The sequence below is a fragment of the Rhodococcus sp. NPDC049939 genome, from assembly GCF_040656415.1.
GTDB lineage: Bacteria > Actinomycetota > Actinomycetes > Mycobacteriales > Mycobacteriaceae > Rhodococcus_F.
The window spans coordinates 1,660,308-1,685,564 of record NZ_JBFAMC010000001.1 but is presented as its reverse complement, the minus strand read 5'-3'; the positions used below and the strand labels follow the sequence as shown (position 1 = coordinate 1,685,564).

Sequence of the window (25,257 nt, the reverse complement as noted above, 5' to 3'; positions counted from 1 at the left end):
GGTTCTAGTGGGGTTCGTCATGCCTGAAGTGCCTGCACCCGTGGATGCTCGGGCAGTGGCGAAAGCCGCAGGTTCTGCAACTTCGGCGAAAACAGCTCGCCGCTCATCGTTTTCAGGTTCGGGTCAACGAGAAGCTCGAACTCGGACTTGTCCAGAACATCGCGCTGCAGGTCGACGCCGGGGGCGATTTCGGTGACTGTCAACCCTTCCAGCCGCAGTTCGAGAACGGCGCGTTCCGTGACATAGTGGACCTTCTGGCCGTTGGCAATTGCGCGTTGGCCTGAGAAGGTCGGTGAGTCGACCTCCTTCACGAACTTGGTGTGAGGGCCGTCGGCACGGATGTCGAGGCGACCGTCCTCGATCGCGATGTCGCGCCGCCCCGCTGTGAAGGAACCGACGAACACGATCGACGGCGCCGAGGACGTTATGTCGACGAATCCGCCGACTCCGGCAGTGACGTGCCGGCGCTTGGGCAGGCTGTGAACGTTGACGTTGCCGTGCCGGTCGATCTCGAGGAACGAGAGCAGCGAGTGCTCGAACCCACCGCCCTGGAGGAGGGTGAACTGATCGGAGCTCTGCATGATCGCATCGGGATTCTGCGCGACTCCGAAGACGAAATCGAGCAATGGAACACCACCGACTGGTCCCTGCTCGATCACCCAGGACACCGCGTTGGCAAGCCCCTCTTCGACGAGGACGTGTGGCACCAAGGCTGATACACCGAAGCCGAGATTGGCGATCTCGCCCGACTGCAGTTCAGCTGCGGCGCGGCGCGCCATGACCTTCTCCAGCGTGAACGGAACCGGCTCGATGGTGGTGAGCGGTCGCCGTAGTTCACCCGAAAGAGCGGGGTCGTACTGCGTGTGAGTGGTCTGCAGCTGGTCCGGTGCGAGGACGAGGGCATCGACCAGGACGCCGGGGACGCGGACTGTCCTCGGGTCGAGGCTCCCGCCTTCGGCGAGGTACTTCACCTGCGCGATGACAACACCGCCGTTGTTGTGCGCGGCGTAAGCAAGATCGAGTGCGCCGAGCGGAGACGCCTCCTCTTCGAAGGTCAAATTGCCGTGAGTGTCGGCGGTGGTGGCTCGGATGATCGCGACATTCGGTACCAGCGCCTCGTAGAACAACCACTCCTGACCATCGAGCTCATGAACTCGAACAATGGCATCGGGTGTGATCGCATTCATCCGACCAGCCCCGATCCGTGGGTCGACGAAGGTGTCCAACCCGACCTTGGACAGGACGCCGGGCTGCTTGGTGGCGGCGGCGCGGTGCAGTTGGTACAGGACGCCGGACGGGAAGTTGTAAGCCTCGACCTCGTTGTTCTCGATCATCTGCCAGATCCTGGGCGGCTCCGCGGACGACGGGCCGGACGGATACGAGCCTGCGACAACACGGGCGAGCAACCCAGGTCGAGCGATGTGATCGATGCCCTTGATGCCCCACATGTCACCCGCAGCGATTGGATGCACACTTGTCAGACCTGTTGGCGAGTTCGATTCCTCGTACCGCCGTCCCAGGCCGGCGAGTACCGCATCGGGGCATCCCAGACCTGAGGAAGAGCTGACCGTGATGATGTCGCCGTCATGTACGAGGTCGGCAGCCTGCCGCGGGGTGAGAACTCGAGGGGTATGCACGTCGACTCCAAACTGTAAGCGCTTACTCGATAGGCGTGGTTCAATTTTTCTGTGCTCAGTCGGACGGACGAGTCTCAGTCGGACGGACCGACTTCAGCGACGAGGCCGCCACGCGGCTGTGGAGCCACGTACCCGCAGCGCGGGCACGACAAGGTCGTGGGTGTACAGACGGGTGTCGAGGGCTGGACCACCGTTTCCGTCCACTGACTGGCGGATGCGCTCGAGAATGAGTTCCCCGCACTTTTCCCCGATTGCTGTGGGGAAGGTTGCCACTGTGGTCAGCGGTGGCGTCCGATGAGCAGAACCCGCTATGTCGTCGAATCCGCCGACTGCAATGTCTCGGCCCGGCTCCAGCCCCCGACGGCTCAACTCCGCATAAACTCCGACCGCCACGATGTCGCTGTAGGCCACGATTGCATCAGGAATCGTTCCTCGGTCGAGTAGCAGCCGTGTGGCCTCGGCCCCACCGCCGGGAGTCGCCTCCCCGAACAGGCCGTCCGCGGGAATCATAGACATCTTTCCGCCGGCGATCGCAGCGCGGAACCCTTCTTCACGTTCGCGGCGGGCCGAAGTGTGCTGTGGCCCGCCGACCATTGCAACTGTACGAACACCCATCGCTCGAAGATGCTCGCCGAGCAGGCGGCCCGCTTCCACATTGTCGGCACCGACGTAATCGTGACCCAGGTTGAAGTGACGAGCCAGAAGTACCAGGGGAATTCCCGATGTGGCGAGCAAGTCGTCGATCTCGACGGCCTCGGTATCGTCCGCAGGCAGGAGGATCAGGCCGTCGATGCTTCGCTCGACGAACCGGTCGAGCAGCCGACGTTGCCGCGCGGGATCGTCGCGACTGTAACCGACGAATACCGCATAGTTGCTGCGGTCGGCGACGTCTTCGAGCGTCATCGCAAGTTCCGCAAAGTAGGGGTTCTGCACTTCGGTGACGACCAAACCCAGAGTCATCGACCTGGGGTTGCGGAGCATTGCCGCATGGCGGTTGTAGACGTAGCCGAGCGCCTTCATCGACTCACGGACGCGTCGACTGGTTTCCGGGGCGACACTCGGACTGCCGTTGAGCACGAGCGAGGCTGTCGAGCGAGACACGCCGGCATGCCGGCTGACATCACTCAAGGTGACTCGCTTCATGACCGTGCCTGCTTCCGACGACGTGAGCAGCAATACACACACGATAGCGCAAGAATTGGATCGATCCAACCCCACAAATTGCCTGTGTACTGCGCTCCAGGGGCAGCACCGCACCGCTCAGAGGACCTGACTGTGGATTCTTGTTGGATCGCTCCAATTCTCCAAGACACTCAAACGGGAGACACTGGCCTCATGCCCACCAATCCCATCGCGATCACGGTCACCGGCCACGCCGAGCGTTCCTTCGCGCCCAATCGTTGTGTGGTCCATCTGAATATCGCCTTCGACGGCACCACCCGCGCCGAGGCTGCCGACGCCTCGTCGAAATCTGCGGCCACGCTTACCCAGCTGATCCGGTCTCTCGACCGGACACCTGCACGTCCCGTCCGGCGGTGGTCACTCGATCAGATCCAGCACACCCGGTACCGGCCGTACCATCCACAGGGCAAAAAGCTGCCGTGGAACTACCGTTCGACAGCGACTGGATCAGTGACGTTCCGCGACCTCGGTTCCGTAGCCACCTTCGTCGATCAGGCGTCGGCGATCGACGGTGTCGGCGTCGGTCGCCTCGAGTGGAAGCTCACTCGCAAGTCCCATGCCGAGGCCGTATCCGGGGTCCGAGGTCTAGCGGTCCACGACGCGCTAACGAAGGCGGAGGACTACGGCCGGCGTCTGGGCTGCACCCGGATCGAGGCCGTGGCGTTGGCCGACCCCGGCATGCTCAACGCCGGGCAGCGCCCCGACGTCGGCCAACCCGTCGTGCGGGCATTGGCCGCCTCGGCCGCGGAGCAGGTTCACGAGCACGAAGGGCTCGCGCTGAAGCCGGAACGGCTTCGCGTCACCGCGGACGTCGAGGCACGGTTCGAGGCGTACTGAATCTGCTACCCGCGCTGCAACCCACTCGCCCGTGGAACCTGTCGCTCCACACCTTCCCGGACGGCTTCTTCAGTTCCGACGATCCGCACGTGTTTTCTCGCGCGGCTGATAGCGGTGTACAGAAGCTCGCGGGTGAGTATCAAGGACCCAGCCTCGGGCAGAATCACCGAGACTCGCCTGTACTCACTGCCCTGGCTGCGGTGAATCGTCATCGCGTACGCGGTCTGCACCGACGCAAGGCGGCTCGGGTGCACCCGCAACGGCTTTTGCTTCTTGCCGCGATCGATTGCGGCGATCAGTCCGTTTCTACCATCGGCGACGACAACACCGGTGTCGCCGTTGTAGACCCGCAAGTCATGATCGTTTTCCGTCACCAGCAGAGGCTGTCCTTCGTACCAACTACCGGGGTCGAGAGGGATGTGGGGGTGCTCCTCGGCGATCCAGCCCACCGCTTCACGTGCCCACCACGACACCCCGAACGGGCCGTCTCGGTGCGCGCACAGCAGACGGTGGTTCTGCGACGCCTTCAACGCTTTGACAGCATTACCCACGCGAGCCTTCGCCGCAACCCTTTGTGCCGTTGACACCACATCCTGGCACAACTCGGTTAGATCCTTGATGTCGATGGTTGACGCATCGTCTTTGATCTCGATGAACGAAACGCCCTTCACACCACTTCGGAGGATTTTTAGAACACGATCAGCGTCTCTCTCGCGCACCGCCCCCACTAGCTCCGCGATGCTCTCACCGTCCTCGTCTTCATACTCGTCTTCGTCCTCGTCTTCATACTCGTCTTCGTCCTCGTCTTCGTCTTCATCCTGGCCTTCGCCGAAGCGGTGATTCTTAGTGAGCTCAATCACGGCCCCACGCAACCGGTCCCGATCGGTCTCAGACAGCGCCTCCTCGCCGTCGGAGGCCGACAGGTCCGCACCCACCACCCTCGCCAGCACCGGATTCTCGACACCAGTAGCCGTGCGGTCCACCAGGTCCTTGAGCACCGCGCCGGCGTCCACCGACGCCAGCTGGTCGGGGTCGCCAACGAGGACCAGCCGCGCCTCGGGGCGTACGGCCCCAAGCAGCCGGCACATCATCGTCAGCGACACCATCGACGTCTCGTCCACCACGATCACGTCATACGGCAGATGGTTGTTCTCGTTGTAGCGGAACCGGCTGGCCCCCCGCTGCCACCCGAGCATCCGGTGCAACGTCATGGCCGACAGCTCCGGCCCCCGGCCTACCTTGTCGGCCTCCTTCCGGCCCCACAGGCCGACATCGAAGGCCTTACTCCGTACCGACTCCTGCAGCCGAGCGGCCGCCTTGCCAGTCGGCGCGGCCAACCCGATCCGTAGCCCGGGATCCTGACGGGCAAGCAACGCGAGTACCTTTGCGACAGTACTAGTCTTGCCAGTACCGGGACCGCCCGCGATCACCGACGTCCAGTGCGTTGCCGCGACAGCCGCCGCGATGCGCTGCCGGGCCGGGGCTGGATCGTGGAACAACTCGTCCAGCCCGTCGCGCAGCAGACCCTCCTTGACTGCGGGGTATCCTTTCGCGCGTACGCCGAGGATCCGTTTCACCGTCTGTTCCTGCCGGTCGTACCGGTCCAGGTACAGGTACAGCTCCGGCAGGCCGTCGTCGTCAACCGCGTCCTCAAGCCGCAGTGGACAAAGCGGCCCTTCGTCGCCACCGACCACGAGCGGACTCGACCGCAGTGCCTCTGCGACGGCATCGAGGCGTTTCCGTTCGTCAGGATCGAGTTCTATTTTCATGCGGGCCGTCACGTCATGAATTTCGGCCAGATTCATGCATACAGACCCATTCCGCACGGCCCGCACCGCGAACGCGGTCGCCAGGTGTACTTCCTCGCGAGTCTCTCCGCCGAGCTTCCCGAGCCGGCGCGCGACATGCACGTCGGCGACCTCGAGCACCTCGGCCTCGTGAAACTTGCGCAGCAAGCCCCCGCAAAACTCCGTAATCAGCCTCTTTCTTTTCATGCACCCACCCCGGTCTCACCAGTCGACGCCGCCAGTAGATCCGACAGCTCCACCACCAACTGCGCGGGTGGATCCCAGTCGAACACACCGGCACCGTCCGGTGTTTCTGGGCCGACCATGCCGCGCACGAACAGGTACTGCACCCCACCGAGATGGGTCTCGGGGTCGTATCCGGGCAGTCGCCAGCGCAGATACCGGTGCAACGCAACCGCGTACAGCAGCGCCTGCAGCGGATAGTGCGACCTCATCATCTCCTTTGCCATAGCTTCGCGAGTGAAGTCGGCGGTAGTCAGATCGCCGGGCGCGAGCCGGTTGGTCTTGTAGTCGACGATCACGAATCGCGGATCGTCAGGGGTGGCAGGACCAGGAACGCGCAGCACCGCGTCGATGCTGCCAGTCAGATAGCCCCGGAGAGGTGTCCGACCCAGGTCCTTGAGCACGTCCGCGTACGACGCGAGGACGTCGTCAGTCGGCAAGTATTTGCGCAGTAGCCCCACAATCTTCCTCAATGTCACCTCGAGCCCGGCTGGAAAGTCACCCCCGGCGAGCGGTAACTCGAACTCCAACTCCGGCAACCGATCTCGCGGCTGGACAGCGGCGAGAGTGCCACCGCCGGCGAGCGGAGTGCGCAGCACCGCCAGCAGCGCCGCCGCCAGCGCCTCCGGATCATCCTGCATCATCCGCGTCTCGACTGACTCGCGGCAGTGCCGCAGCAGCTCAGCTTTTAGATCGTTGGCGGACGTGTCGACATGCTCGAGGATTTCGTGCACGAGGGTGCCGAAGACCGGGCCATACGACATACCGTTCATAGGCGACGAAATCCCACCCGAGACCGTTTGGGAAGTCGCGGCAGGTTCCGCCGGTTCGTCGTTTTTCCCCTGATCCTCTGCCTCGCTGACGGCACCGGGACGCTCATGCGAGGACCCGGTAAGCGCCGTGTACGACGTGCGCCGCCATTCCTCGTCGAGTTCGCGCTTGAACTTCGCCGCCTCGAGCTCCCCGGACCCCTGCTGGGGCGCCGTCCACGACAGCCGTGGGATAGGTTCGGCGCCTACGGCTTCGACCGCAATCGGGATCGCTGCCCTGCTAGCCCATTGCATCAAGTGTTGCGCGACATCCGGATCCTCCGGCACGCCCACTTTCTGCGGCACTTCTGCCTCGCCGGGACTCCTGCCGAACAGGATCCGATGCAGCGGACCCCCGCTCGTCCCGTAAGCAGGCGCCCACCATAGCACCAGCTGACACTTTGCCCGGGTCAGCGCCACATACAGCAGTCGCAGGTCTTCGCCCGCGGCTTCTTCATCGCGGCGACGCCGGCGGTCGCCGTACCCGGGGCTGCGATCGCCGCCGATGTCGAGGATCCTTCGGCCACTCTCGTCGTGCAACAGCAGCTTGTCGTTGTCGGAGGAGCGGCCGGTGCTCCATGCGAATGGCGCATAGACAATGGGATATTCGAGGCCCTTGCTCGCATGCACGGTGGCCAGCTGAACCGCGGCGGCGTCGCTGTCGAGGCGGCGGCTGCGATCGCCACCGCCGGACTTGGGGTCCTTGATGCGGTCGGTGAGCCACCCGGTGAGCGCAGTAAGGCCGAAGGACCTTTCCGCTGCAACGGCGCCGAGCAGGTGGGCAATGTGCCGCAGGTCAGTGAGGGTGCGCTCGCCGGAGGCGACCGCCAGCAGGCCTTTCTGGAGCCGCTCCCTTTTGGCGACGAGTTGCTCGTTGGTGACGAGTTGCTCGTTGGTGACGAGTTGCTCGAACACCGCCACGAACCCCGACTGCGCGAACAGCGCCGACAGATCCCTCAGCTGACCGAACACATCCCTGATCAGGTCGTCGCCGCGAGCGTCGATCTGCTCCGCGGTCCACCCGAACAGAGGGGTCAGCGCGGCGAGCCGCACCCGGTCGGGCCGGTGGGGTTGTTCGAGCGCTTGCAGAACCCGCAGCCAGTGCCGCGCCGCGGGTGTCTCGAACACGCTGCTGCCACCAGCCAGCACAGACGGGACACCGGCGTGGTCGAGGACCTCCTGGAGGAGGGCGATCTGTGCGTTCGTACCGGCGAGGATCGCAATATCCCCGGGTTCGACCGGTCGGCGGGTGCCATCCAACTTGAGCATCGCGCCACTGTCGAGCAGCCTGACGATGTCGGCGGCGACGTCTTCAGCAATGCGTTCCCGGACCTTCCCAACGGCGGGTAAGCCGGACTTGTTCAGCCGACCGGCTCCCGCCCGCGGCAGGTATCGCAGCCGTAGCGGCAGCGCGCCTTGCAGCCGCGAATACTGCCTAGCTGCGTCGACGGCGTGTACGACGATGTCTTCATGCCCGAGTCTGGCGCTGCCATACAGATAATGCAGTGCCGCAACCAGATCTGCGTCGCTGCGCCAATTGCAGGTGAGCTCCTGACGGCGGTCGGCGGCTTTGACCGCGTCAAGGTAGCTGAGCACCTCGGCTCCGCGGAACGCGTAAATGGCCTGCTTTGGGTCACCGACGAGCACCAGCGTCGAGTGACCGTGGAACGCCGCCCGCAGAATGCCCCACTGCTGCGGGTCGGTGTCCTGGAACTCGTCGACGAGCACCACCCGGTAGTGTTCGCGCATCCGGCGACAAGCGGCTTCGCCGTGCTCGGGGTCAGTGAGCACCCCGTGTAGCAGGGCAGGCAGGTCGTCGAAATCGCGAATGCCGGCCAACCGTTTACGGCGACGGGTCTCCTTGCGCACAGCGCTAGCGAAAGCGACTGCGTCGCCGGCGCGACTGCCGTCCGCGCATTCGGGCGCGAGCACAGCCAGGGGATCGAAGATCGCCGCCCGCGCCGCCTTATGCGCATCGCCTGGCGCGAGTGTGCGGGTGTCGACACGCCCGAAGTGCCGGACGTACAGGTCGGCGATCACGTCCTCGACGAGATCTTCTGCCTCCTCCACGAGGACTGCGTCGGGATCGCGTTCCCCCGCGATGCCGAGTCCGTCGAGCATGCGCTGGCAAAAGCTGTGTGTGGTGACGATGGTGCCGGCATCGAAGTCCGACAGCGCCTGCATCAGCCGTCGGCGCCGCCTTGTCACCTCTTCGTCGTCCGTGTTCGCCAGGTGCGCAACCAGCGGATCGTCACTGCTGCGCGCCGCGGTCGGGTCCGCTAATCCCGCTGCGGCCGTGGTGAACCGCTCGCGGGTGCGCTCGCGCAGCTCCTTCGTCGCGGCCCTGCTGAACGTCACGAGCAGCAGCTGCGACAGGTCGATGTCCTCCTCCGCGACGAACCGGGCCGCGAGGCCGACGATTACGTAGGTCTTGCCGGTACCGGCGCTAGCCTCGAGGACGGTGGTGCCCGTCGGAAGCGGAGCGAGCAGGCTGAAGGCGGTCTTGCTCATCCCCGGAGCGGTTCCTGCGGTCATGGTTCCCCCAAGGTCTCAGCCGCCAGAAGCGGACTCCACAAAATTTCGGCCACGTCACCGAAGCGGGTCGGCTCGTGAGCTCCGGGCGGCGCGTCCTCGGCGGTGAGCACTGACAGGCTCGCACCGGAACCGTGCACGTACTCGATGTGCCGGTCCATACCATCCCCGAACTTTCCAGCCCACTCTTTCTCGGCGGCCAACAGGGCGAGTTCGATAGAGCGGCCGCGGAACCGCACCTCCGCGTATGCGGCCGACCCGGCAGGGGCCACCGGCAGCGGGCTCTTCAAGCCGCTCTCACGCAGTTCGACGAGCTGCCGCAGGATCTCGGTCGGATTCCCGGGCGCCACGAGCGTCGACCGCATAACAGGCCGCCGCCCCCTGCCGCGGCCGGTGGTGACGGCAGTGAGGCCGAATCGTCTAGTGGCGGCGACGGCAAGCAGGCGAACCCATGCGGCGATCCGATGCTTCGGGGCGAGCCGCGAAAACGTCGTGCGCACTACGACGTTGCCGTGTATCCCGTCCACCGTGCCCACCAGCCGACGCTTGCCACCTAGGTCGATGTCGATGTCGATGGTCTCCGAGCGCCCAGCATGCACTGGCGCAGCGGCACGGGCGAGCGGTTCGACGTCCCGCTCTACTTCGTCGAGCACCGTTTGACCGAGCTTCGCTGGTGGCAGGGTCCCTCGGCGCCATTCGGCCCCGCGGAACTTGGTCGGTTCGTTGCCGACGAGCCGCGCGGTGAGCATGCGGTCGCCGATCCCCCATCGCGCGAGGGAATCGAGTTCCAGATCCAGGGCGTCGGCGACATCCTCGTCCAACTCGGGCACCCGAAACCCGAGGCGCTGCCGAAGGAAGCCTTGGACAGGATGTTCTAGGAAGGAGATGAGTTCAGCGAGATCGATGACGCCGTCGCCGAGTTTGGCGGCACCCAACGGTTCCGGCAGGAACTTGGGCACCTGCACCGACGGCTCCTGAGCGGCGAGGGCACCCTCCCGCGCCGCTTCGTCAAAGCTGAACGGCTCCCGGCCGAAGTTGCGAACATCGAACGGCTGCAACGGGTGCCTCGTTACGACTGCGCCCCGACCTGTCATTGCGTCGAGAACGTCGCGCACCTCGCTGAGCGGCACCGCGGGCGGCTGGACGGTGCCGTTGGTCGGGTCGGCGCCGGTGTAGAACATCAGCAGCCGCTCAGTTGCGGACATGATGGCATCAAGCAGTAGCTGCCGGTCCTCACTACGTGGATCACGCTCTCCGAGAAGCGGATCGCGGGCGAGGACGTCGTCGCCATCGATGTTGGTCCCGCGGGGGAAGGCGTCGTCGTCGAGCCCGAGGAGCACGACCACACGGTGTGGGACCGAGCGCATCGGAACCATCGTGCACACCGTGAGTTCACCGGTGCGGAAGTTGGCGCGAGTGGGGCGGCCGGCAAGCAGGGACCGGAGCATCGCCCGCACGTCGGCGAGGCGCAGCCGAGTGTCTCCGCCATGCTCGAAGGCAGCGGTCAGCTCTCGATGTGCCTGTTCGAGCTGCCACGCGTCGATGTCGGGCACATCCACGAGTTGATCAAGCGCCTTTGACAACTCGGCTGACCACTGCTCGGCGGATTGCGGTCCAGTTAGTCTTTGTAGGACCGCGTCGAGCCGGTCAATATACTCGGCGAGACGTCCGGTGAGGTCGATGTCGTTGCTCTCTATGTCGTCGAGCGGCAAGGCGAGCCCGAGCCATTCTCCGTTCGTGTCATCGGCGGCAGCGCCGAGCAGAATCCGGTCGAGTGCTGCCTTGATGGTGTTCTGGCCGAAGCCGTCGAGCCCGAAGGCCCGCCGCTCACGAGCTTGGATGCCCCACCGTGCCCCCGCCGCCGCAGTCCACTCCCGGATTCGTTCGAGGGCGTCGTCGTCGAATTTGAAGAGGCGCCGGACTGGGCCGGAGGCGGCGAGATCGATCACCTGGCTGATCGTGACCCGCGAGTCGGCAAGATCCAGCAGCGCGGAGACAACGTCGAGAACCGGGTTGGTTTGGTGCAGTGCACGATCTGCGAGTCGAACCCGCAGCCGGTGTCCGGGGTGACTGCGCTCCCCCCGGATGCCTTGACCGAACGCGCCCCGTACCAGCGGCGCGTACGTCTCGACATCGGGACACATGATGATTACGTCGCGCGGCTCAAGCGTGGGGTCGTCCTGGAACAAGTGCAGCAGCCGCTCGCGCAGCACCTCGACCTGCCGGGCCTGCCCGTGACAGGCGTGAATCTCGACGGTGTCGTCGGGTGCACATGCGGATGGCGAGCGGTCGGCGGCGATGTCCGACTGGAGCCAATCCAACAGTGTCGATGGCTTCGACGGTGTTGGAAGGGGATCGTCGCTCTTCTCCACGGTGGCTAGTCGGGACTGCAGTTCGCGGACATCCCGAGCCAGGCTGGCGAGCAGAGGATGCGTGACGTCTAGGGCCCGTAGGTCATCGGCCCGGAGCCGCGGAGAGGGCGTGCCGGCCAAAGCACGCCACATCGCGATACTCGGATGCGGAATCCACAGGTGCACATCACGCTCAGCGCCGATCGCGGACAGCACCTGAATCTGGTCAGTTCCCAGTCGGGTGGGCCCGAACAGAGAGAGTCGCTCCGGCAGGTCGAGGAGGTCGGACTCGTCCCGGAGACGCACACAAACACCCTCGAGCCGTTCGGCGGGGCTCGGACTGCCGATCCGTTCCCGCAGGCAGCGCCACAGCTGGGCCTGCCACTGCAGATCTGCGTCGAGCGGATTGGCGCCGTCGGTGTCGCGTCCGTCGGCCCAGTCCACAAGCATTGCGGGCCGCTGCGAGGCGTACGAGCGGAAGAGTTCGGCCAGGTGTGCGGCGGTACCGTAGCGGCGGCCGACGCGGTGATCGTCAGCGCCCCGCCCAAGGTGACGGGCCAGCACCGAGCACCACGGCTCGTCGACGCTGTCGTCAATGACCTGCAGCAGCGTCCACAGCATCCGCGACGGATGCCAGGGGTCGTCTTCGACGTCGTATCCGGTGGCCGCAGCTAGCGCCTGGTCGACCAGGCGCGTGGGCGTCGGGAAGTCGATGTTGGCGGCGACACCGTCACCGTGGTTACCGTCGCGCGCCCCGAGGACGTGGGACAGACGTTGCCTCAGCCACCGCTCGACGCCCTTGGCCGGGACCGCAATCACCTCGTTTTGGAACGGATCGGCGAGGGGCTCAACCATTACGTCGGCTAGTGCGGACGCGAGCGTTCCCGCGCTGCCGGCGCGGTGCAATGTCAGCAAGTTCCCTACCTTCTCCGTGATGACCGTCCGTGTGCCGTAAGGAGTATCACACCTCCCAGGCATGGGAGGCTATCCAATCGGCTGAACAAGCAGGTCGGCAGGAGCTGATTCGAGCGCGATGAACGTGACGCACTGGCCGCTGCCGGATAGCGGCTGGTGGACGAGAACTACACCCCACCGATGCCCCAGCGGTGACTACAACTACGCCGCTTACTCGTCCGCCTTGAAAGCAACACCCCCAAATTGACGAACGGAAGCACAATGACAGCCTGGAACACCCGCCCCGAGACTAACGACGACATCTCCGCCATCCGCGAGGTCAACCTCGCCGCCTTCGACACCGCGGACGAGGCCAACCTCGTAGACGCCCTGCGCGCCGACTCCTCCTGGATCAAGGGCTTGTCCCTCGTCACCACTGACCAGAACGGCACCATCGTCGGCCACGCGCTGCTGACCCGCTGCCACATCGGCGACACGCCAGCCCTCTGCTTGGCCCCGTGCGCGGTCCTGCCCGACCATCAGCGCAGCGGCGCGGGCTCGGCCGCCATCCGCGCCGCCCTGACGGCCGCCAAGGACATGGGCGAGTACTACGTCACCGTCATGGGGCACCCCACCTACTACCCCAAGTTCGGGTTCACCCGCGCCTCCGCTCATGGCATCGGACTGAGTATCGATGTCCCCGACGAGGCCCTCATGGTCATGACCCTGGACCACAATCACCCGCTCCCGACCGGCACCATCCGCTACGCCGCTCCGTTCGGCATCTGACCCACCCGTGACGGCCGCATATTTCCCCACGGCGTCACGAGCCCACCCAGACAGGACGCCGTCGCGGCGTTGCACGACCGCAGGACGGAGTTTCAACTGGAGCGGGTCCGCGGGTCCGGCGCCACAGCGGGCCGCTTGCGCCGCTCGAGGAAGTTCCCCCACCTCCAGCACACTGTTGACTGGTTGACTTCTTCGTCGCCGCGGGCACTAACAACCGGAGCGCCTGATCCCACCGAACCGCATGGCAGCGTGACAGTACGGGTGGTCCGGAAGTGAACAGGTGTCACGGCCCGGCAAGGGAACTCCGGTAAGTACCGCCGCGACGCGGATCGAAGCCTCCCAACAGGGTTCGATCTTCAGAAAGAAAGGGGCGGGAAACACCAGAGCAGGTGAGCAGGGCAACCAAAGTCGTGGAAGTCCAAATTTCTTCGACGTCGTGGTACTCCGCTATCCTCTGCCGCGATCACTCGACACATCAAAGTTTCAGGACAGGTATGGCAGGCGACTGGAAGTTCGAAGTCCCCACAACAGGTACAAAGCACCTACCGCCGGACGCCCGGTACATGGAGGCTCTGAGTAGTCAGGGATACGGCTTCGAAGTCGCAATCGCAGATCTAGTCGACAACTCGATCGATGCCGGTGCACGGGACGTCGTCATCCACTTCTTGCGCGATGGCGACCAGTTGGTCAGCCTCCTCATCATTGACGACGGCGGCGGGATGACGGAGGAAGAGCTGGACATCGCCATGACCGTAGGCGGTCGGCGAAACTATGACGCCCAGGCCCTCGGCATGTTCGGCACCGGGTTGAAGTCTGCTTCGCTGAGCCATGCCTCCGCGGTAACGGTAGTCAGCAAGACCAAACGCTCGCGTCCCGCGGGACGCCGGTGGCTGATGGAACGCGCAACAGCTGATTTCCAATGCGACATTGTCGAACCGAACTACGCACAGTTGCTGATGGACCGCTACGCCGGCTGCCCGATCACCTGGTCCGGCACCGTCATTCGGTGGGATGGTGTCAAGAACTTCCCCCGGACCGGTGGGGGCGGTCAGACGGACCGGTACCTGCATCGCACCATCAACAAGCTCGGCTTCCATCTCGGCCTTCATTTCCATCGCTTCCTCAACCGCGACGACTTCAATATCACCATCGCAGTCGAAGATGTCCGCACCGGCATGGAATACATGAACTTCGGTGTGGTGCCTCTGAATCCCTTCGCGTACCCAGTCTCCGGTCACCCGGAGTACCCACGCCCGTTTGTCGCAGAGGTGCCCTCAATTGGTTCAGTGGGATTCGACGCCCATATCTGGCCACCGAAATCCAACCTCGACGAGTACAAGGCGGTCGGGTCGGTAATCGAAAGGCAGGGCTTCTATTTCTATCGCCATAATCGCCTCGTTCAAGCGGGTGGGTGGAACAACTTTCGGCAACCAGATCAACACCTCGCCTTGGCTCGCATCGCCGTCGACCTACCGGACAACTCGCAAGACGTGTTCCGCCTGAGCGTCAAAAAGGAAGGCATCGAGATGTCGCCCGAGGTAGTGGCGGCACTCGAGGACGCGCGGGACCACAACGGACGACTCTTCACGCAGTACTTGAACGACGGAGAAACCACCTACCGAGAGGCTCGCAAGACCTCAGGAACCGTTCGAAAGCCAGTAATCGCTCCTGGAAAAGGTGTCGACGCCGCCGTTCGCGAAACCATCGAGGAAGAGCTACCCATCATTCCGGGGGAAGAGCCGATCGCCATCCGATGGCAATCGCTCGACAACAGTATCTTCTTCGACCTGGACCGAGAGAATCGAACGATCTATCTGAATCAGTACTATCGTGCTGCAATTCTGGGCGGTCGAACTGGCACGCTCAACGATGCACCGATGCTCAAGTCACTCATGTATCTACTTCTCCATCAGCTCTTCGAGAAGGAATACAGCGGAAGACGGGAAAAGGACAACCTACAACTGTGGCAGGCAGTGCTGGTTTCCGCCGCACGGGCAGAACTCGATCGGATGGCTGACAGCGAGTGACGCCGAAAGTGGCCGAACGATCCGTCCCTCGCCCCATTTGCCTTTCTGCCGTACAAGACACCGAGGATCTTCAATGACGAACGCCGACTCCCTGAGGCTCGATCTCCATAATGCCGCCCTGTCGGACATGAATGGCAGCAGACCCAAGCGGCTTGTCCGTGCACTCTCCTACCAGGCCGAAGAGTTTCCCGCAGGCGCGGAAATCTACGCCACCGAGCAGGATTTCCAGCAGTACATCGAGGCTGCGTCGACGACCGATCCGCTCGTCGAGGTGTGGCGTAAACAACTGACGCGGTGGGATTTCGAGGAGGCGCCCGACTGGTCCACCTCCGAGCCACGCACCGGAGAACGGCGTCAGGACGTGTACCGGCTATTGGGGCTCGAGCCGGCTACCGGTGAGCTTCTCACCTCGGTGTTGCCCGTGTACAAGACAACGCCACCGGTAGTAATAAGTACAGGCTTCACCCCGTGGTACACGCCGCAGTCGCAGCAGGGCCGCTCCTGGTACTGGCCTGCCTATCGACAACTTCTCACGAACAAGGGCTGGCCGGAGCACGCCGTGGCTGGACTCGACGTCGCCTCAGACCGCGTCGTAGAGCGCCTGGCTGACCCGTCCAGTCCCACCGCGTACCAGTCGAAGGGCCTGGTTGTCGGCTATGTGCAATCCGGCAAGACAGCCAACTTCACGGGCGTCATCGCGAAAGCAGTCGACGCCGGGTATCGCCTCGTGATTGTCCTCGGCGGCACACTCAACCTGTTGCGCGGGCAGACCCAGCGCCGCCTCGACATGGAACTCGTGGGTCGAGAGAATATCCTCAGGGGTGCACATGAGGACGAGTCAGACTATGCCGATGATCCGGCATGGGGTAAGGGGAAATTTCTCGAGTTCGGCGGTCTCCCTTCCACCTTGGGCGCCTTTGATATCGTCCGAATGACCACCCGGGACAACGACTATAAGAGTCTGCGTCAAGGGATCGTTGCGCTCGAATTCGAGAAGCGAGAACCCGCACTCCCCCTGTATGATTCACAAAATCTTCACCGTTCATCAGCCCGTCTGATGGTCGTCAAGAAGAACAAGACCGTGCTGACCAACTTGGTCAAAGACCTGAAGAAGATCAAGACTCCTCTGTCCGAGATTCCGGTCCTGATCATCGACGACGAATCCGACGAGGCTTCGGTCAACACATCAGACTTGGCGAAACCGAACGCCGAGCGAACTGCGATAAACCAGAAGATCTCCGACTTGCTGAACATGCTGCCGCGCGCGCAGTACGTCGGGTACACGGCGACCCCGTTCGCCAACGTATTCATCGACCCCAGTGACAGCGAAGATATCTTTCCCAAGGATTTCATCGTCTCGCTTCCACGCCCGGATGGATACATGGGCGCACCGGACTTCCACGACCTCGACACGATCGTTCCGGTCGAGGAAAGAAACCCCGCCAACTCGAACGAAAAGGCTCATGTCCGCGACATCCTGATCGATGGCGACGAAGACGACAGCTGTTTACAGCGTGCGATGGACATGTTCGTCCTTACCGCAGCGATCAAGCTCTACCGCGAAGACAAGGGCGGGCTCGGCGACCGCTTCTTCCAACACCACACCATGCTCATACACGAGTCCATGCTCACCGAAGCACATAAAGAGCTTCTGGGTCGCGTCACTCGCATGTGGTGGAATTCCGGCTACATGGGCCCGAGCGGGCACGAGCGGCTCCGCAAGTTGTTCGATACCGATGTCGCACCAGTGTCTGCCGTCCGGGCCGACGGATACGCTGTGCCGAACTCGTATGACGAACTCATGCGGTTCGTCGGACCGGCTTACATTCGCATCGGCGGCGACGACCGCCCAATCATCGTCGTCAACGGAGACAAGGATCTCGAAACCGGCGAGGCTGACTTCGACAAACGATCGATCTGGAAGATCCTTATCGGCGGCCAAAAGCTCTCCCGTGGCTTCACGGTGGACGGGCTGACCGTTACGTACTTCCGCCGGCGGGCCGGGAATGCATCCACGCTAATGCAGATGGGACGTTGGTTCGGTTTTCGGGAAGGATACCGAGATCTCGTACGACTCTATCTCAGCCGCTCGGAATCCGTTGGGAGCAAGGAGATCGACCTCTACGAGGCATTCGAGGCGATCTGCCTCGATGAAGAGAGCTTCCGTTCCGAACTGGAACAGTATTCCGTTATGGTCGACGGCCAGCCTCAGATTCTTCCCGCACAAATCCCACCCCTCGTCTCGCAACACCTTCCGTGGCTCAAGCCGACAAGTCCGACCAAGATGTTCAATGCGCGTCTAGTGGAGGTGAGTTCGCCCGGGAAATGGCAGGAGCCAACGGCATACCCGACAAGGGAAGCGGATCTTCGACACAATACCGGCCTCTGGACACCGGTTCTGGATTCCTTGTCCGAGAACACAACGTCAGTTGCTTACAACTTCTCCGAGGACGGAAGCACAATCACGCATCGGTTCGATGCCCAGATTGGCAATCTCACCGCTAGTGCATTCCTCGAGATCGCCGAGAACCTACGCTGGCACGCTCCTTCGCAGTTTGCGCCTAACCTCGAGTACCTGCGCCGAATCAGCACAGGAGATTCGCCAGGTGTCAACGATTGGGTTGTTTTCGCGCCACGGAACTCCAGGCTCACTAGTCTCATCACCTTCGGAGGCACGAGGCGTTCGTATTCATGGTTCGCGCGCGACCGGCGTCGTGGGCCACTGTTCGGCGCAGTTCGCGATCCAAGGCACCGTGCAGTGCCGCTACGAATAGCCGGAGCCTTGCCTGACTCCGGAGACGTCGAGACCGAGAGGCTCGTTGATGACCGCCGGGGTGCCATCGTCCTGTACCCCCTCATCGAATCTGCACAGCGAACACATATCGGATCCGACGGTCACCTAGATCCTGGAAAACTCGTCATGGCGTTTACCTTCGTGGCTCCCGCCACAGCCGTCAGCCATGCTCGCGAAGGAAGTCCGGTCCGGTTCACGACCGTCGATTCCGAACGTGAGGAGTTGGCCATCATCGACATCAATGACAGGGATGAATGATTGGGTGTATGACGTGCCTCGTTGGTGCCGATACCGAAATCAACAAGCCGCTGCATCTGTACTGGAAGTATCGCCTTGTTTGATCGGCAAGCTGCGGTGCGACAGTGAGCAGGTCCTGATCCGGACGGCAAGTGCGAGTTTGATAACGCCAACGATTCCGTAGGGAATCAGCCATACGCATCCGCTTTCAGGTCGAACAACGGCAGGCTGGTGAGAAGCGGGCATATGGCGGTGATGGGAGCGGCGCGGCTGCCCGAGCTCGAGGCAGCCCTCGAAAGAGTCCAGGACGTGGCTGCTTTCAGTTCGCGGCAGGCGTGCTCGCTGACAGCTTTGGTCGGCGGGCCAATCAACAAGCCGTACCGCGCGCGGTTGGCGACGCGCAGGACCCCAGCCCCATGCGGTCGCCGCACCTGTGCTCCGCCGTGCCGGAGGGGTCGGATCAGGTGTTCATCGCCGGCGATATTAACCGACGGATCTATAACCAGCCAAGAGCAAAGGGCTCTCCCGCGTCACGCTAGTCGCACATTACCCAGCAGCCCGGAACCTCTCATAACTCAGTTCCATCAACTCTCGATCTGGACGTTCCGAGTTCTTCTGGGGCAAAACCATCAATCGTTGCCCGTGCCGCTCCTTGAGTCCATGCTCGAGCATAGGCCCGTCGACTTCAATGAGGAGGTCCTCGCGGATCTCGACAACATAGTCAGGCCTGATACCGAGGATATTCACATCGAAAGCAGCATGGTGAATCTTGCACAAAGCCAGACCATTCCGTACCGATGCGATCCCCTCGTCATGCCCGTCCGGCACGATATGCGCAGCATCCAAGAGGGAGCCGTGACCCAACGCACAGACTGCGCATCGCGTCTCGTATGCACGCATGACCGTCGCACGGAAGACAGGCTGATGAAGCCGTCGTTTAGTCTCGGCCATCACATACCGGCGCAACGTCGCTTCAACCGGCGAATCAGGACGATGTAGGTCGCGCGCCGAATCAATAGCGACCACAAACTGGTGCTTCTCGGGTTCCTCGTCAACGAGATACACCGGGTAAATCGGCTGGAACCTACCGACACCCACACCATAGAACCAGATCAGAGGCACCTGCTGAACCATTGCCGCCCGCAGTCCCCGATTGTCCATGTGATCAGGGTCGATCCCAGACCACTTGTATCGCAGGAATCCGTCGCCTCCGACTTCATCCTCGTACGGTCGGTCCGAGCCCTCCGCCCGATAGGTCGTCATAATCGACAGCGCGGAACTCAACTCTCTGGGCTTACGGATTCCGCGTGTCGGGTCAACCAAGCGGAACATCTTGCCGTCAAACGTGAAGTCGAGCAGTTCCTCGCGCGTGATCGAGTCGAGTCCGTCATTTGTGCGGATGGTAAGGAATCGCATCGCCTCCTGCCTCAGTCGAGCGTCATCTTCTGTTCCCATCACCGCAGCCACAGGTCTTCCTCTCTGATCCAACAAGCGACCAAGGGACTATCCGGACAACTGGACAATCCTTGATGCACGGGAATGTATAGCGTGATTCGGAGTGTCAAGCAAAAAGGCAGAGCGCGCTGCCGGCCACTCGAGCGGTTGTCAAGATTCCAATCGCATACATCAGCGAGGGCACCGCGCGGACCAACGCCTCGCTGATCACCAACGCCGCACCTGAACCACCCCACCATTTCGCAGCTGGACCACCAGCCGTACCGCCCCCACGCGTGAGATAGGGTCTGCCAAACGCTTATCACCTTGGGGGGTCATCTTGAGCGATGTCTTCGTCGTCGCTGACGGCATCAGGGAGTACGGGGCCACCGCCGCGACGGTCGCTGAGCAGATCGGTAGTGCCGCAGCTGATCTCGGCACTGATCTCGCCACGCTGGCGCCAGTGTTCGGTCCGATCGGGGCCGACTTCCTCGCGGCCTTCGTCGCCGCGCAAGCCACTCACGCGAAATCCGTCGCCGAGCTCTCGCTCCACTACGCGCAGACAGCGGCCGCAGCCGAGGCCACCGCAGCTTCGTACGAATCCGTCGATGAGGCCAACAGCGCCGCGCTCGGTGGAATCCGCGAGGGCATCGGAGACATCGGATGACGTACCCCGACCCCGGCGGATCTCCCGCAGCATCCGAATCCATCCTCGATCTGATCCAGGGAACCGCCGTCGGCGACGCCCTCGAAACCCCACTGCCGAGCACACCCCTCGAGGCACTCCAGGAGTCGCCTCTCGGACCCCTGCTCGACACCCCGGTCGCTGACCTGACCGCCGGCCACCTGCCCGGACTCCCGCCCTTGCCTGCGTTGCCCCCACTTCCGCCGAACCCCGTCGAGGCGTTGTTGAACGGCGAAGGATTGCCTGCGCTACCCGGAATCGACGAGTTGCTGGCGCCGCTCAGGGATCTCGCCAGCAGTTTCGGCACCGGCACGTTCGGGGATTTCGATCCGACGTCGATCCTCGACATGTCTTCGAAGGTGCTCGACCAGACCATGTCGATCGGTATGTCCGGGCTGAAGATCCTCGATCAGATCTGGCAGAGCGAAGCAGCCCAGGCCGCACGATCGCAGGGCGTGCAGGCTCAGACGAGCGGCGCCGAGTTGAGTGAACGCGGCGCCGCGATCTCGCGCACCACACAGACGGCGGCCGCGTCCGTGGCCCGCGGCAACGCCAACCTGATCGCCATTGCGGAGTCGTTCGCGGCCACCGCCGTCGCCGCCGCACCGGTGTTGTTGACGCCGCCGGGGCAGGCCATGCTCCTGGCTTCTGCCACCGAGCACATCAAGGCCGCAATCGGGGTCGTGACGCAGACACGTACCGAACTGACCGAGCACATCGTCACGATGAACAGCCTCACCACCCCAATTTCTGTGCCGTCCCCACCGGGGTCCGTCGGCTTCGGCCCAGCAGGGGCGAACTCCCCCTTCAAGATCGCATCCCAGGTAATCGAGCAGGTAGGCAAGCCGATCATCTCGACGGTGAACGACAGCATCGATGACCTGGTGGCGGCGAATACGCAGGCGGCAGGGGTGTCCACGGGCAGCATGCCCGCCGATGCCCTCTCCTCCAGGACCGGCTTCGGTCCCACGGGCGGTTCGGCAGGCTTCGGCATGCAAGGCAGCGCAGGCGGTTTCGTGAATGGCGCGCCGAACGGAGTCGTCCCCGGTGCGGCTCCGTCGGGCACGGGTCCGTCTGCACCAGCGACCATGCCGGTGACATCAACGCCCACACCGCCCGTGGCTTCCACAGGCCCGGTGGGCGGGGCGGGAATGGCCGGTGCCGGCCGCAGCGGAGACGATCAGGAATCCGGACGGTCCACACCTGGCTACCTTGTCAATGCCGGCGACAGTTCGGCCTTCGGTGGTGACCTCCCGATGGTCACGCCCGCCGTGATCGGCGAAGAGAACTTCGACGACAACCCGTTCGACTAACGGATCTGACGCTCAGTCGACGAGGGAGGCAACCTCGTGATCGGTGAGCGTGGTAGTGGGTACGCGGCCTTCCGAGCGCACCAGTTCCACCGCCCGGAACAGGGGCCTCTCGGGCAGTGGGGCACCACGCGCCTCGGCCCGCAGCTGCTCGATGAGCACCGACGCAATCGCGGCCGCTGGGACCAGTTCGCCGGTCTCCAAGGCGTCTGCCAATCGACGAAGCCCGAGCACTTCGAGTTCGCGTCCCCCGTTGCTCGTGTAGAGGGCGAGCGGGATCGTGAGGCTGTCGTTCGGGTCGGTGATCCGGACGCTGACCTCACTGACCCGAGCTGACCGGATCACGATTTCGGCCCCCACCGCCCTCGTCGCATTGACCTGGCGACTTCGAATCCCGCCCGTCGAACGGATTCTCCCCTGCTGCAGAGTGATTCGACGCCGCAGTGAGATGAGTGCCGGAACGGCGGTCGGAACCGCGATCACCGCTCCCACCAACACCCCGACCCAGAGCGAGGTGAAGAGCCCGACCGCCACCCCGATCAGAACACCGATCAGGACTGCGATCATCGCGACCCGCTTCAGCCGAGGTGCGATCAGCTCGATCGGAACGAGATCGAGTGACACCGGTGGGTCGTCATCCGGTGCCAAGGATCTCTCCGACACGTACGACAACGTTCTCCAGGGACACCGACTCTTGATCCCCCGTGGCGAGTTTCTTGATTCCCACCGTGCCTTCTGCGATGTCGCGGTCACCGAGCACGAGAGCCAGCGCGGCACCGGACTTGTCGGCGGCCTTCATCGCACCCTTGACTCCGCGGTTCCCATAGGCGAGGTCGACACGAATTCCTTGGGCGCGCAACTGCTGGGCGATCACCACCAGTCGTGCTTTAGCTTCGTCGCCCAGCGGCACCCCGAAGACCTCGCAGCGGGCGGTCGAACCCGCCGTCTTACCTTCGGCTGCCAACGCGAGCACCGTGCGGTCGACGCCGATTCCGAAACCGATGCCGGACAACGGTTGACCGCCGAGCTCCGCCATCAGGCCGTCGTAGCGTCCGCCCCCGCCGATACCCGACTGGGCCCCGAGACCGTCATGGACGAACTCGAACGTGGTCTTCGTGTAGTAGTCCAATCCGCGCACCATTCGCGGGTTGATCACGTAGGGCACGCCCAGCGCGTCGAGGTGCGCGAGCACCTGGTCGAAGTGCGCCTTCGCGGTGGACGAGAGGTGATCGAGCATCAAGGGCGCGTCCGCCGTCATCTGGCGTAGCTCCTCGCGTTTGTCGTCGAGCACGCGGAGCGGATTGATCTCGGCCCGCCGACGTGTCTGCTCGTCCAGCGGAAGTCCGAACAAGAACTCCTGCAACCGTTCCCGATACTGCGGTCGGCACGTGTCGTCACCTAGCGAGGTGATCTCCAACCGGAATCCCTCGAGGCCGAGCGCCCTGAATCCCGCGTCGGCGACGGCGATGACCTCGGCATCGAGGGCAGGGTCGTCGACCCCGATCGCCTCGACCCCGACCTGCTGCAGCTGACGGTAGCGGCCCGCCTGCGGTCGCTCGTAGCGGAAGAACGGACCCGCGTAGCTCAGTTTCACCGGCAACTGCCCACGGTCGAGTCCGTGCTCGATCACCGCACGCATCACCCCCGCCGTGCCCTCGGGCCGTAGCGTCACCGACCGGTCGCCGCGGTCCGCGAAGGTGTACATCTCCTTGCTGACGACGTCGGTGGACTCGCCGACGCCGCGCGCGAACAGAGCTGTGTCCTCGAAAATCGGCAGTTCGATGTGCCCGTACCCGGCCAATCGCGCGGCGCGCAGGAGTTCGTCACGGACCGCGACGAACTCGGAAGACTGCGGCGGGACGTAGTCGGGAACGCCCTTCGGTGCGGAGAAGGTGCTGGATTTGCTCACTGTCGCCACCTTTCCCTATTTCGATCCCGAGAGTCCAGCGAGAAACGGGTTGGACTTGCGTTCGGCGCCGATGGAACTCGATCCGCCGTGTCCGGGCAGGACCGCCGTTTCGTCACCGAGGATCAGGAGTTTGTCCGCGATCGATTGCAACAACTGCTCGTGATTGCCGCCCGGCAGGTCGCTCCGACCGATCGACCCCTGAAACAAGGTGTCGCCGGTTAGGGCAATGTCGAGAGGCCCATTCTCACCTTCCACACGAGTCCGGAATACCACCGACCCCTGGGTGTGGCCGGGTGTGTGATCGACGGCGAACGATATGCCTGCCCGCTCGATCGAGTCACCATCCGCCAGTTCGATCACCTCTTTCGGTTCGATGAAATCCAAGCCCGCGATGAACGGCTGCATCGTGGGGCCAATGCCACGGCCCGGATCGGACAGCATGTACCGGTCCTCGGGGTGGATGTAGGCGGGAATTCCGAACTTCTCGCAGACGTCGTAGGCGTTCCAGACGTGGTCGAGGTGACCGTGGGTCAACAGAACCGCCGTCGGGGTGAGTGTCGACTTGGCCAGAAACTCGAACAGCGGTTCGGCAGCATCCTGCCCTGGGTCCACGACGACGCATTCGCGGGCATCATCCTGCGCGAGGATGTAGCAGTTGGTCTGGAACATCCCGGCCGGAAATCCTGTGACGAGCACGCGCGCCGCTCCTGTTCGAGTAATCATTGCTGTGTTACAGCATCATTGCAGTTGTTACAGACTAAGCCGTCGCCCCGAGGCGATGATCTCAGGTTCGGATGGCAGAATTTGAGGGTCGTACGCGAGGAGGTAGATCACACCGACCTACCGCAGTATCGACCGACTGGCAGACAGACAGATACGGGAGGACCACCTCAGTGCCGAGCAACGAGCAACGCCGGGAAGCAGCCAAGAGAAAGCTCGAGCGCCAACTCGAACGCCGAGCCGCCCGGGCGCGCAAGCGCAAGCAGCTGACCATCGCCGCTTCGGCAGTGGGGGTCGTGCTCTTGGTCGGTGCGGTTGCGGTGGTGGTAACGCTGACCAGAGACAACGAGGAATCCAGCGAGGCGTCAGCCGCCGAGTCGGTCACGGCTTCCGAACAGGCGCCCGGCGTGATGCCCTCGGGCCGGGCCGAGCCACTTCCCCAGCTGGTCTCGTGCACCTACACCCCGGACGGCCAGGAGCCTGCGCGGCCGGTGGATCCTCCTCGTACCGACGACATCGACACGACGGTGCGCACGGTCAGCGTGAGCATGGAGACGACGCAGGGCAACATCGGTCTCACCCTCGACAACGCGGATTCGCCGTGTACGGTCAACAATTTCTTGTCCCTGGCGAGCCAGGGATACTTCGACAACACCCCGTGCCACCGGCTGGTGACGTCCGAGGGCCTGAAGGTGCTGCAGTGCGGAGACCCCACCGGGACCGGAACAGGCGGGCCGGGCTACGGCTTCGCCAACGAGTTCCCCACCGACCAGTACGCCCAGGGAGACCCGGCGCTGCAGATACCGGTCACCTACCCGCGGGGCACGATCGCGATGGCCAACAGCGGTCTGCCCGACAGCAACGGCAGCCAATTCTTCCTCGTCTACGGCGATTCCCAGCTACCCCCGCAGTACACGATCTTCGGGACCATCGACGAGACCGGTCTGGAGACCATCGAGAAGGTGGCAGCGGCCGGTGACGACGGATCGATGGCTGCAGGAGGAGGAGCGCCCAACCTTCCGATCGACATCACGTCCGTCCTCATGGACTGACGGCACGGTGTGAGGGCCGAACGATGTG

At 63.6% G+C, this 25,257-nt stretch carries 17 protein-coding genes; 7 read left to right on the top strand and 10 right to left on the bottom strand.

Annotated features, from left to right (window positions below; translation table 11 throughout):
- Positions 1–17: 17 nt before the first annotated feature.
- Together AB0I57_RS07745 and AB0I57_RS07740 are read right to left on the bottom strand one after the other, a co-directional pair.
- A complete protein-coding gene (locus AB0I57_RS07745) occupies positions 18–1,637 on the bottom strand; it encodes a CoA-transferase (RefSeq protein WP_358332090.1) in 1,620 nt (539 codons plus the stop codon).
- A gap of 93 nt (positions 1,638–1,730) precedes the next feature.
- Positions 1,731–2,780 (bottom strand): LacI family DNA-binding transcriptional regulator, encoded by a 1,050-nt coding sequence (locus tag AB0I57_RS07740; protein ID WP_358332087.1) that lies wholly within the window; start codon positions 2,778–2,780, stop codon positions 1,731–1,733.
- Between the two features lie 192 nt (positions 2,781–2,972).
- Here AB0I57_RS07740 and AB0I57_RS07735 point away from each other — a divergent pair, with 192 nt between their 5' ends.
- Positions 2,973–3,656, top strand: coding sequence for an SIMPL domain-containing protein (locus AB0I57_RS07735; protein WP_358332084.1), 684 nt, complete (start codon positions 2,973–2,975; stop codon positions 3,654–3,656).
- 5 nt (positions 3,657–3,661) lie between these two features.
- Here AB0I57_RS07735 and AB0I57_RS07730 read toward each other — a convergent pair whose 3' ends face one another.
- Genes AB0I57_RS07730 through recC form a run of 3 tightly spaced genes read right to left on the bottom strand, consistent with a single transcriptional unit; the run spans position 3,662 to position 12,293 of the window.
- Positions 3,662–5,650 (bottom strand): AAA family ATPase, encoded by a 1,989-nt coding sequence (locus tag AB0I57_RS07730; protein ID WP_358332081.1) that lies wholly within the window; start codon positions 5,648–5,650, stop codon positions 3,662–3,664.
- Positions 5,647–9,030, bottom strand: coding sequence for a UvrD-helicase domain-containing protein (locus AB0I57_RS07725; protein ID WP_358332079.1), 3,384 nt, complete (start codon positions 9,028–9,030; stop codon positions 5,647–5,649). The genes AB0I57_RS07730 and AB0I57_RS07725 overlap by 4 nt, the downstream gene beginning before the upstream one ends.
- A complete protein-coding gene (gene recC / locus AB0I57_RS07720) occupies positions 9,027–12,293 on the bottom strand; it encodes an exodeoxyribonuclease V subunit gamma (RefSeq protein WP_358332076.1) in 3,267 nt (1,088 codons plus the stop codon). Before recC ends, AB0I57_RS07725 begins: the two co-directional genes overlap by 4 nt.
- 261 nt (positions 12,294–12,554) lie before the next feature.
- On the opposite strand from recC, the gene AB0I57_RS07715 reads away from it, so the two are divergent.
- The 3 genes from AB0I57_RS07715 (at position 12,555) to AB0I57_RS07705 (ending at position 18,140) form a co-directional block, all read left to right on the top strand.
- A complete protein-coding gene (locus AB0I57_RS07715) occupies positions 12,555–13,061 on the top strand; it encodes an N-acetyltransferase (RefSeq protein WP_358332073.1) in 507 nt (168 codons plus the stop codon).
- A gap of 494 nt (positions 13,062–13,555) precedes the next feature.
- Positions 13,556–15,088: an ATP-binding protein gene (locus tag AB0I57_RS07710; protein WP_358332070.1), complete on the top strand. Its 1,533-nt coding sequence runs from the start codon at positions 13,556–13,558 to the stop codon at positions 15,086–15,088.
- 73 nt (positions 15,089–15,161) lie between these two features.
- On the top strand, positions 15,162–18,140 hold the full coding sequence (locus tag AB0I57_RS07705; RefSeq protein WP_358332067.1) for a Z1 domain-containing protein: 2,979 nt from the start codon (positions 15,162–15,164) through the stop codon (positions 18,138–18,140).
- Positions 18,141–18,307: 167 nt separating this feature from the next.
- Here the strand turns inward: AB0I57_RS07705 and AB0I57_RS07700 are convergent, their stop codons facing one another.
- Positions 18,308–18,550 carry a hypothetical protein gene (locus tag AB0I57_RS07700; protein WP_358332064.1) on the bottom strand — a complete coding sequence of 81 codons (243 nt, stop codon included), beginning with the start codon at positions 18,548–18,550 and terminating at the stop codon, positions 18,308–18,310.
- A 115-nt stretch (positions 18,551–18,665) separates the two neighbouring features.
- A complete protein-coding gene (locus tag AB0I57_RS07695; RefSeq protein WP_358332061.1) occupies positions 18,666–19,586 on the bottom strand; it encodes an HNH endonuclease in 921 nt (306 codons plus the stop codon).
- A gap of 307 nt (positions 19,587–19,893) precedes the next feature.
- On the opposite strand from AB0I57_RS07695, the gene AB0I57_RS07690 reads away from it, so the two are divergent.
- Entirely contained in the window at positions 19,894–20,220 is a 327-nt protein-coding gene (locus AB0I57_RS07690) for a type VII secretion target (protein WP_358332058.1), read from the top strand.
- Complete coding sequence (locus tag AB0I57_RS07685) at positions 20,217–21,551, top strand: hypothetical protein (RefSeq protein WP_358332055.1); 1,335 nt, start codon at positions 20,217–20,219, stop codon at positions 21,549–21,551. Before AB0I57_RS07690 ends, AB0I57_RS07685 begins: the two co-directional genes overlap by 4 nt.
- Positions 21,552–21,563: 12 nt before the next feature.
- Here the strand turns inward: AB0I57_RS07685 and AB0I57_RS07680 are convergent, their stop codons facing one another.
- Genes AB0I57_RS07680 through AB0I57_RS07670 form a run of 3 tightly spaced genes read right to left on the bottom strand, consistent with a single transcriptional unit; the run spans position 21,564 to position 24,153 of the window.
- Positions 21,564–22,196: a hypothetical protein gene (locus AB0I57_RS07680; protein WP_358332052.1), complete on the bottom strand. Its 633-nt coding sequence runs from the start codon at positions 22,194–22,196 to the stop codon at positions 21,564–21,566.
- Positions 22,183–23,457: a histidine--tRNA ligase gene (hisS, locus tag AB0I57_RS07675; protein WP_358332049.1), complete on the bottom strand. Its 1,275-nt coding sequence runs from the start codon at positions 23,455–23,457 to the stop codon at positions 22,183–22,185. The genes AB0I57_RS07680 and hisS overlap by 14 nt, the downstream gene beginning before the upstream one ends.
- A gap of 15 nt (positions 23,458–23,472) precedes the next feature.
- Positions 23,473–24,153 (bottom strand): MBL fold metallo-hydrolase, encoded by a 681-nt coding sequence (locus AB0I57_RS07670; protein ID WP_358332046.1) that lies wholly within the window; start codon positions 24,151–24,153, stop codon positions 23,473–23,475.
- 197 nt (positions 24,154–24,350) lie between these two features.
- On the opposite strand from AB0I57_RS07670, the gene AB0I57_RS07665 reads away from it, so the two are divergent.
- Positions 24,351–25,229 carry a peptidylprolyl isomerase gene (locus AB0I57_RS07665; protein ID WP_358332044.1) on the top strand — a complete coding sequence of 293 codons (879 nt, stop codon included), beginning with the start codon at positions 24,351–24,353 and terminating at the stop codon, positions 25,227–25,229.
- Positions 25,230–25,257: the final 28 nt, after the last annotated feature.

Coding starts and splice junctions, on each gene's coding strand:
- AB0I57_RS07715 (WP_358332073.1), top strand. CDS start 12,555: ATGACAGCCTGGAACACCCGCCCCGAGACTAACGACGACATCTCCGCC.
- AB0I57_RS07710 (WP_358332070.1), top strand. CDS start 13,556: ATGGCAGGCGACTGGAAGTTCGAAGTCCCCACAACAGGTACAAAGCAC.
- AB0I57_RS07725 (WP_358332079.1), bottom strand. CDS start 9,030: ATGACCGCAGGAACCGCTCCGGGGATGAGCAAGACCGCCTTCAGCCTG.
- AB0I57_RS07705 (WP_358332067.1), top strand. CDS start 15,162: ATGACGAACGCCGACTCCCTGAGGCTCGATCTCCATAATGCCGCCCTG.
- AB0I57_RS07730 (WP_358332081.1), bottom strand. CDS start 5,650: ATGAAAAGAAAGAGGCTGATTACGGAGTTTTGCGGGGGCTTGCTGCGC.
- AB0I57_RS07685 (WP_358332055.1), top strand. CDS start 20,217: ATGACGTACCCCGACCCCGGCGGATCTCCCGCAGCATCCGAATCCATC.
- AB0I57_RS07740 (WP_358332087.1), bottom strand. CDS start 2,780: ATGAAGCGAGTCACCTTGAGTGATGTCAGCCGGCATGCCGGCGTGTCT.
- AB0I57_RS07735 (WP_358332084.1), top strand. CDS start 2,973: ATGCCCACCAATCCCATCGCGATCACGGTCACCGGCCACGCCGAGCGT.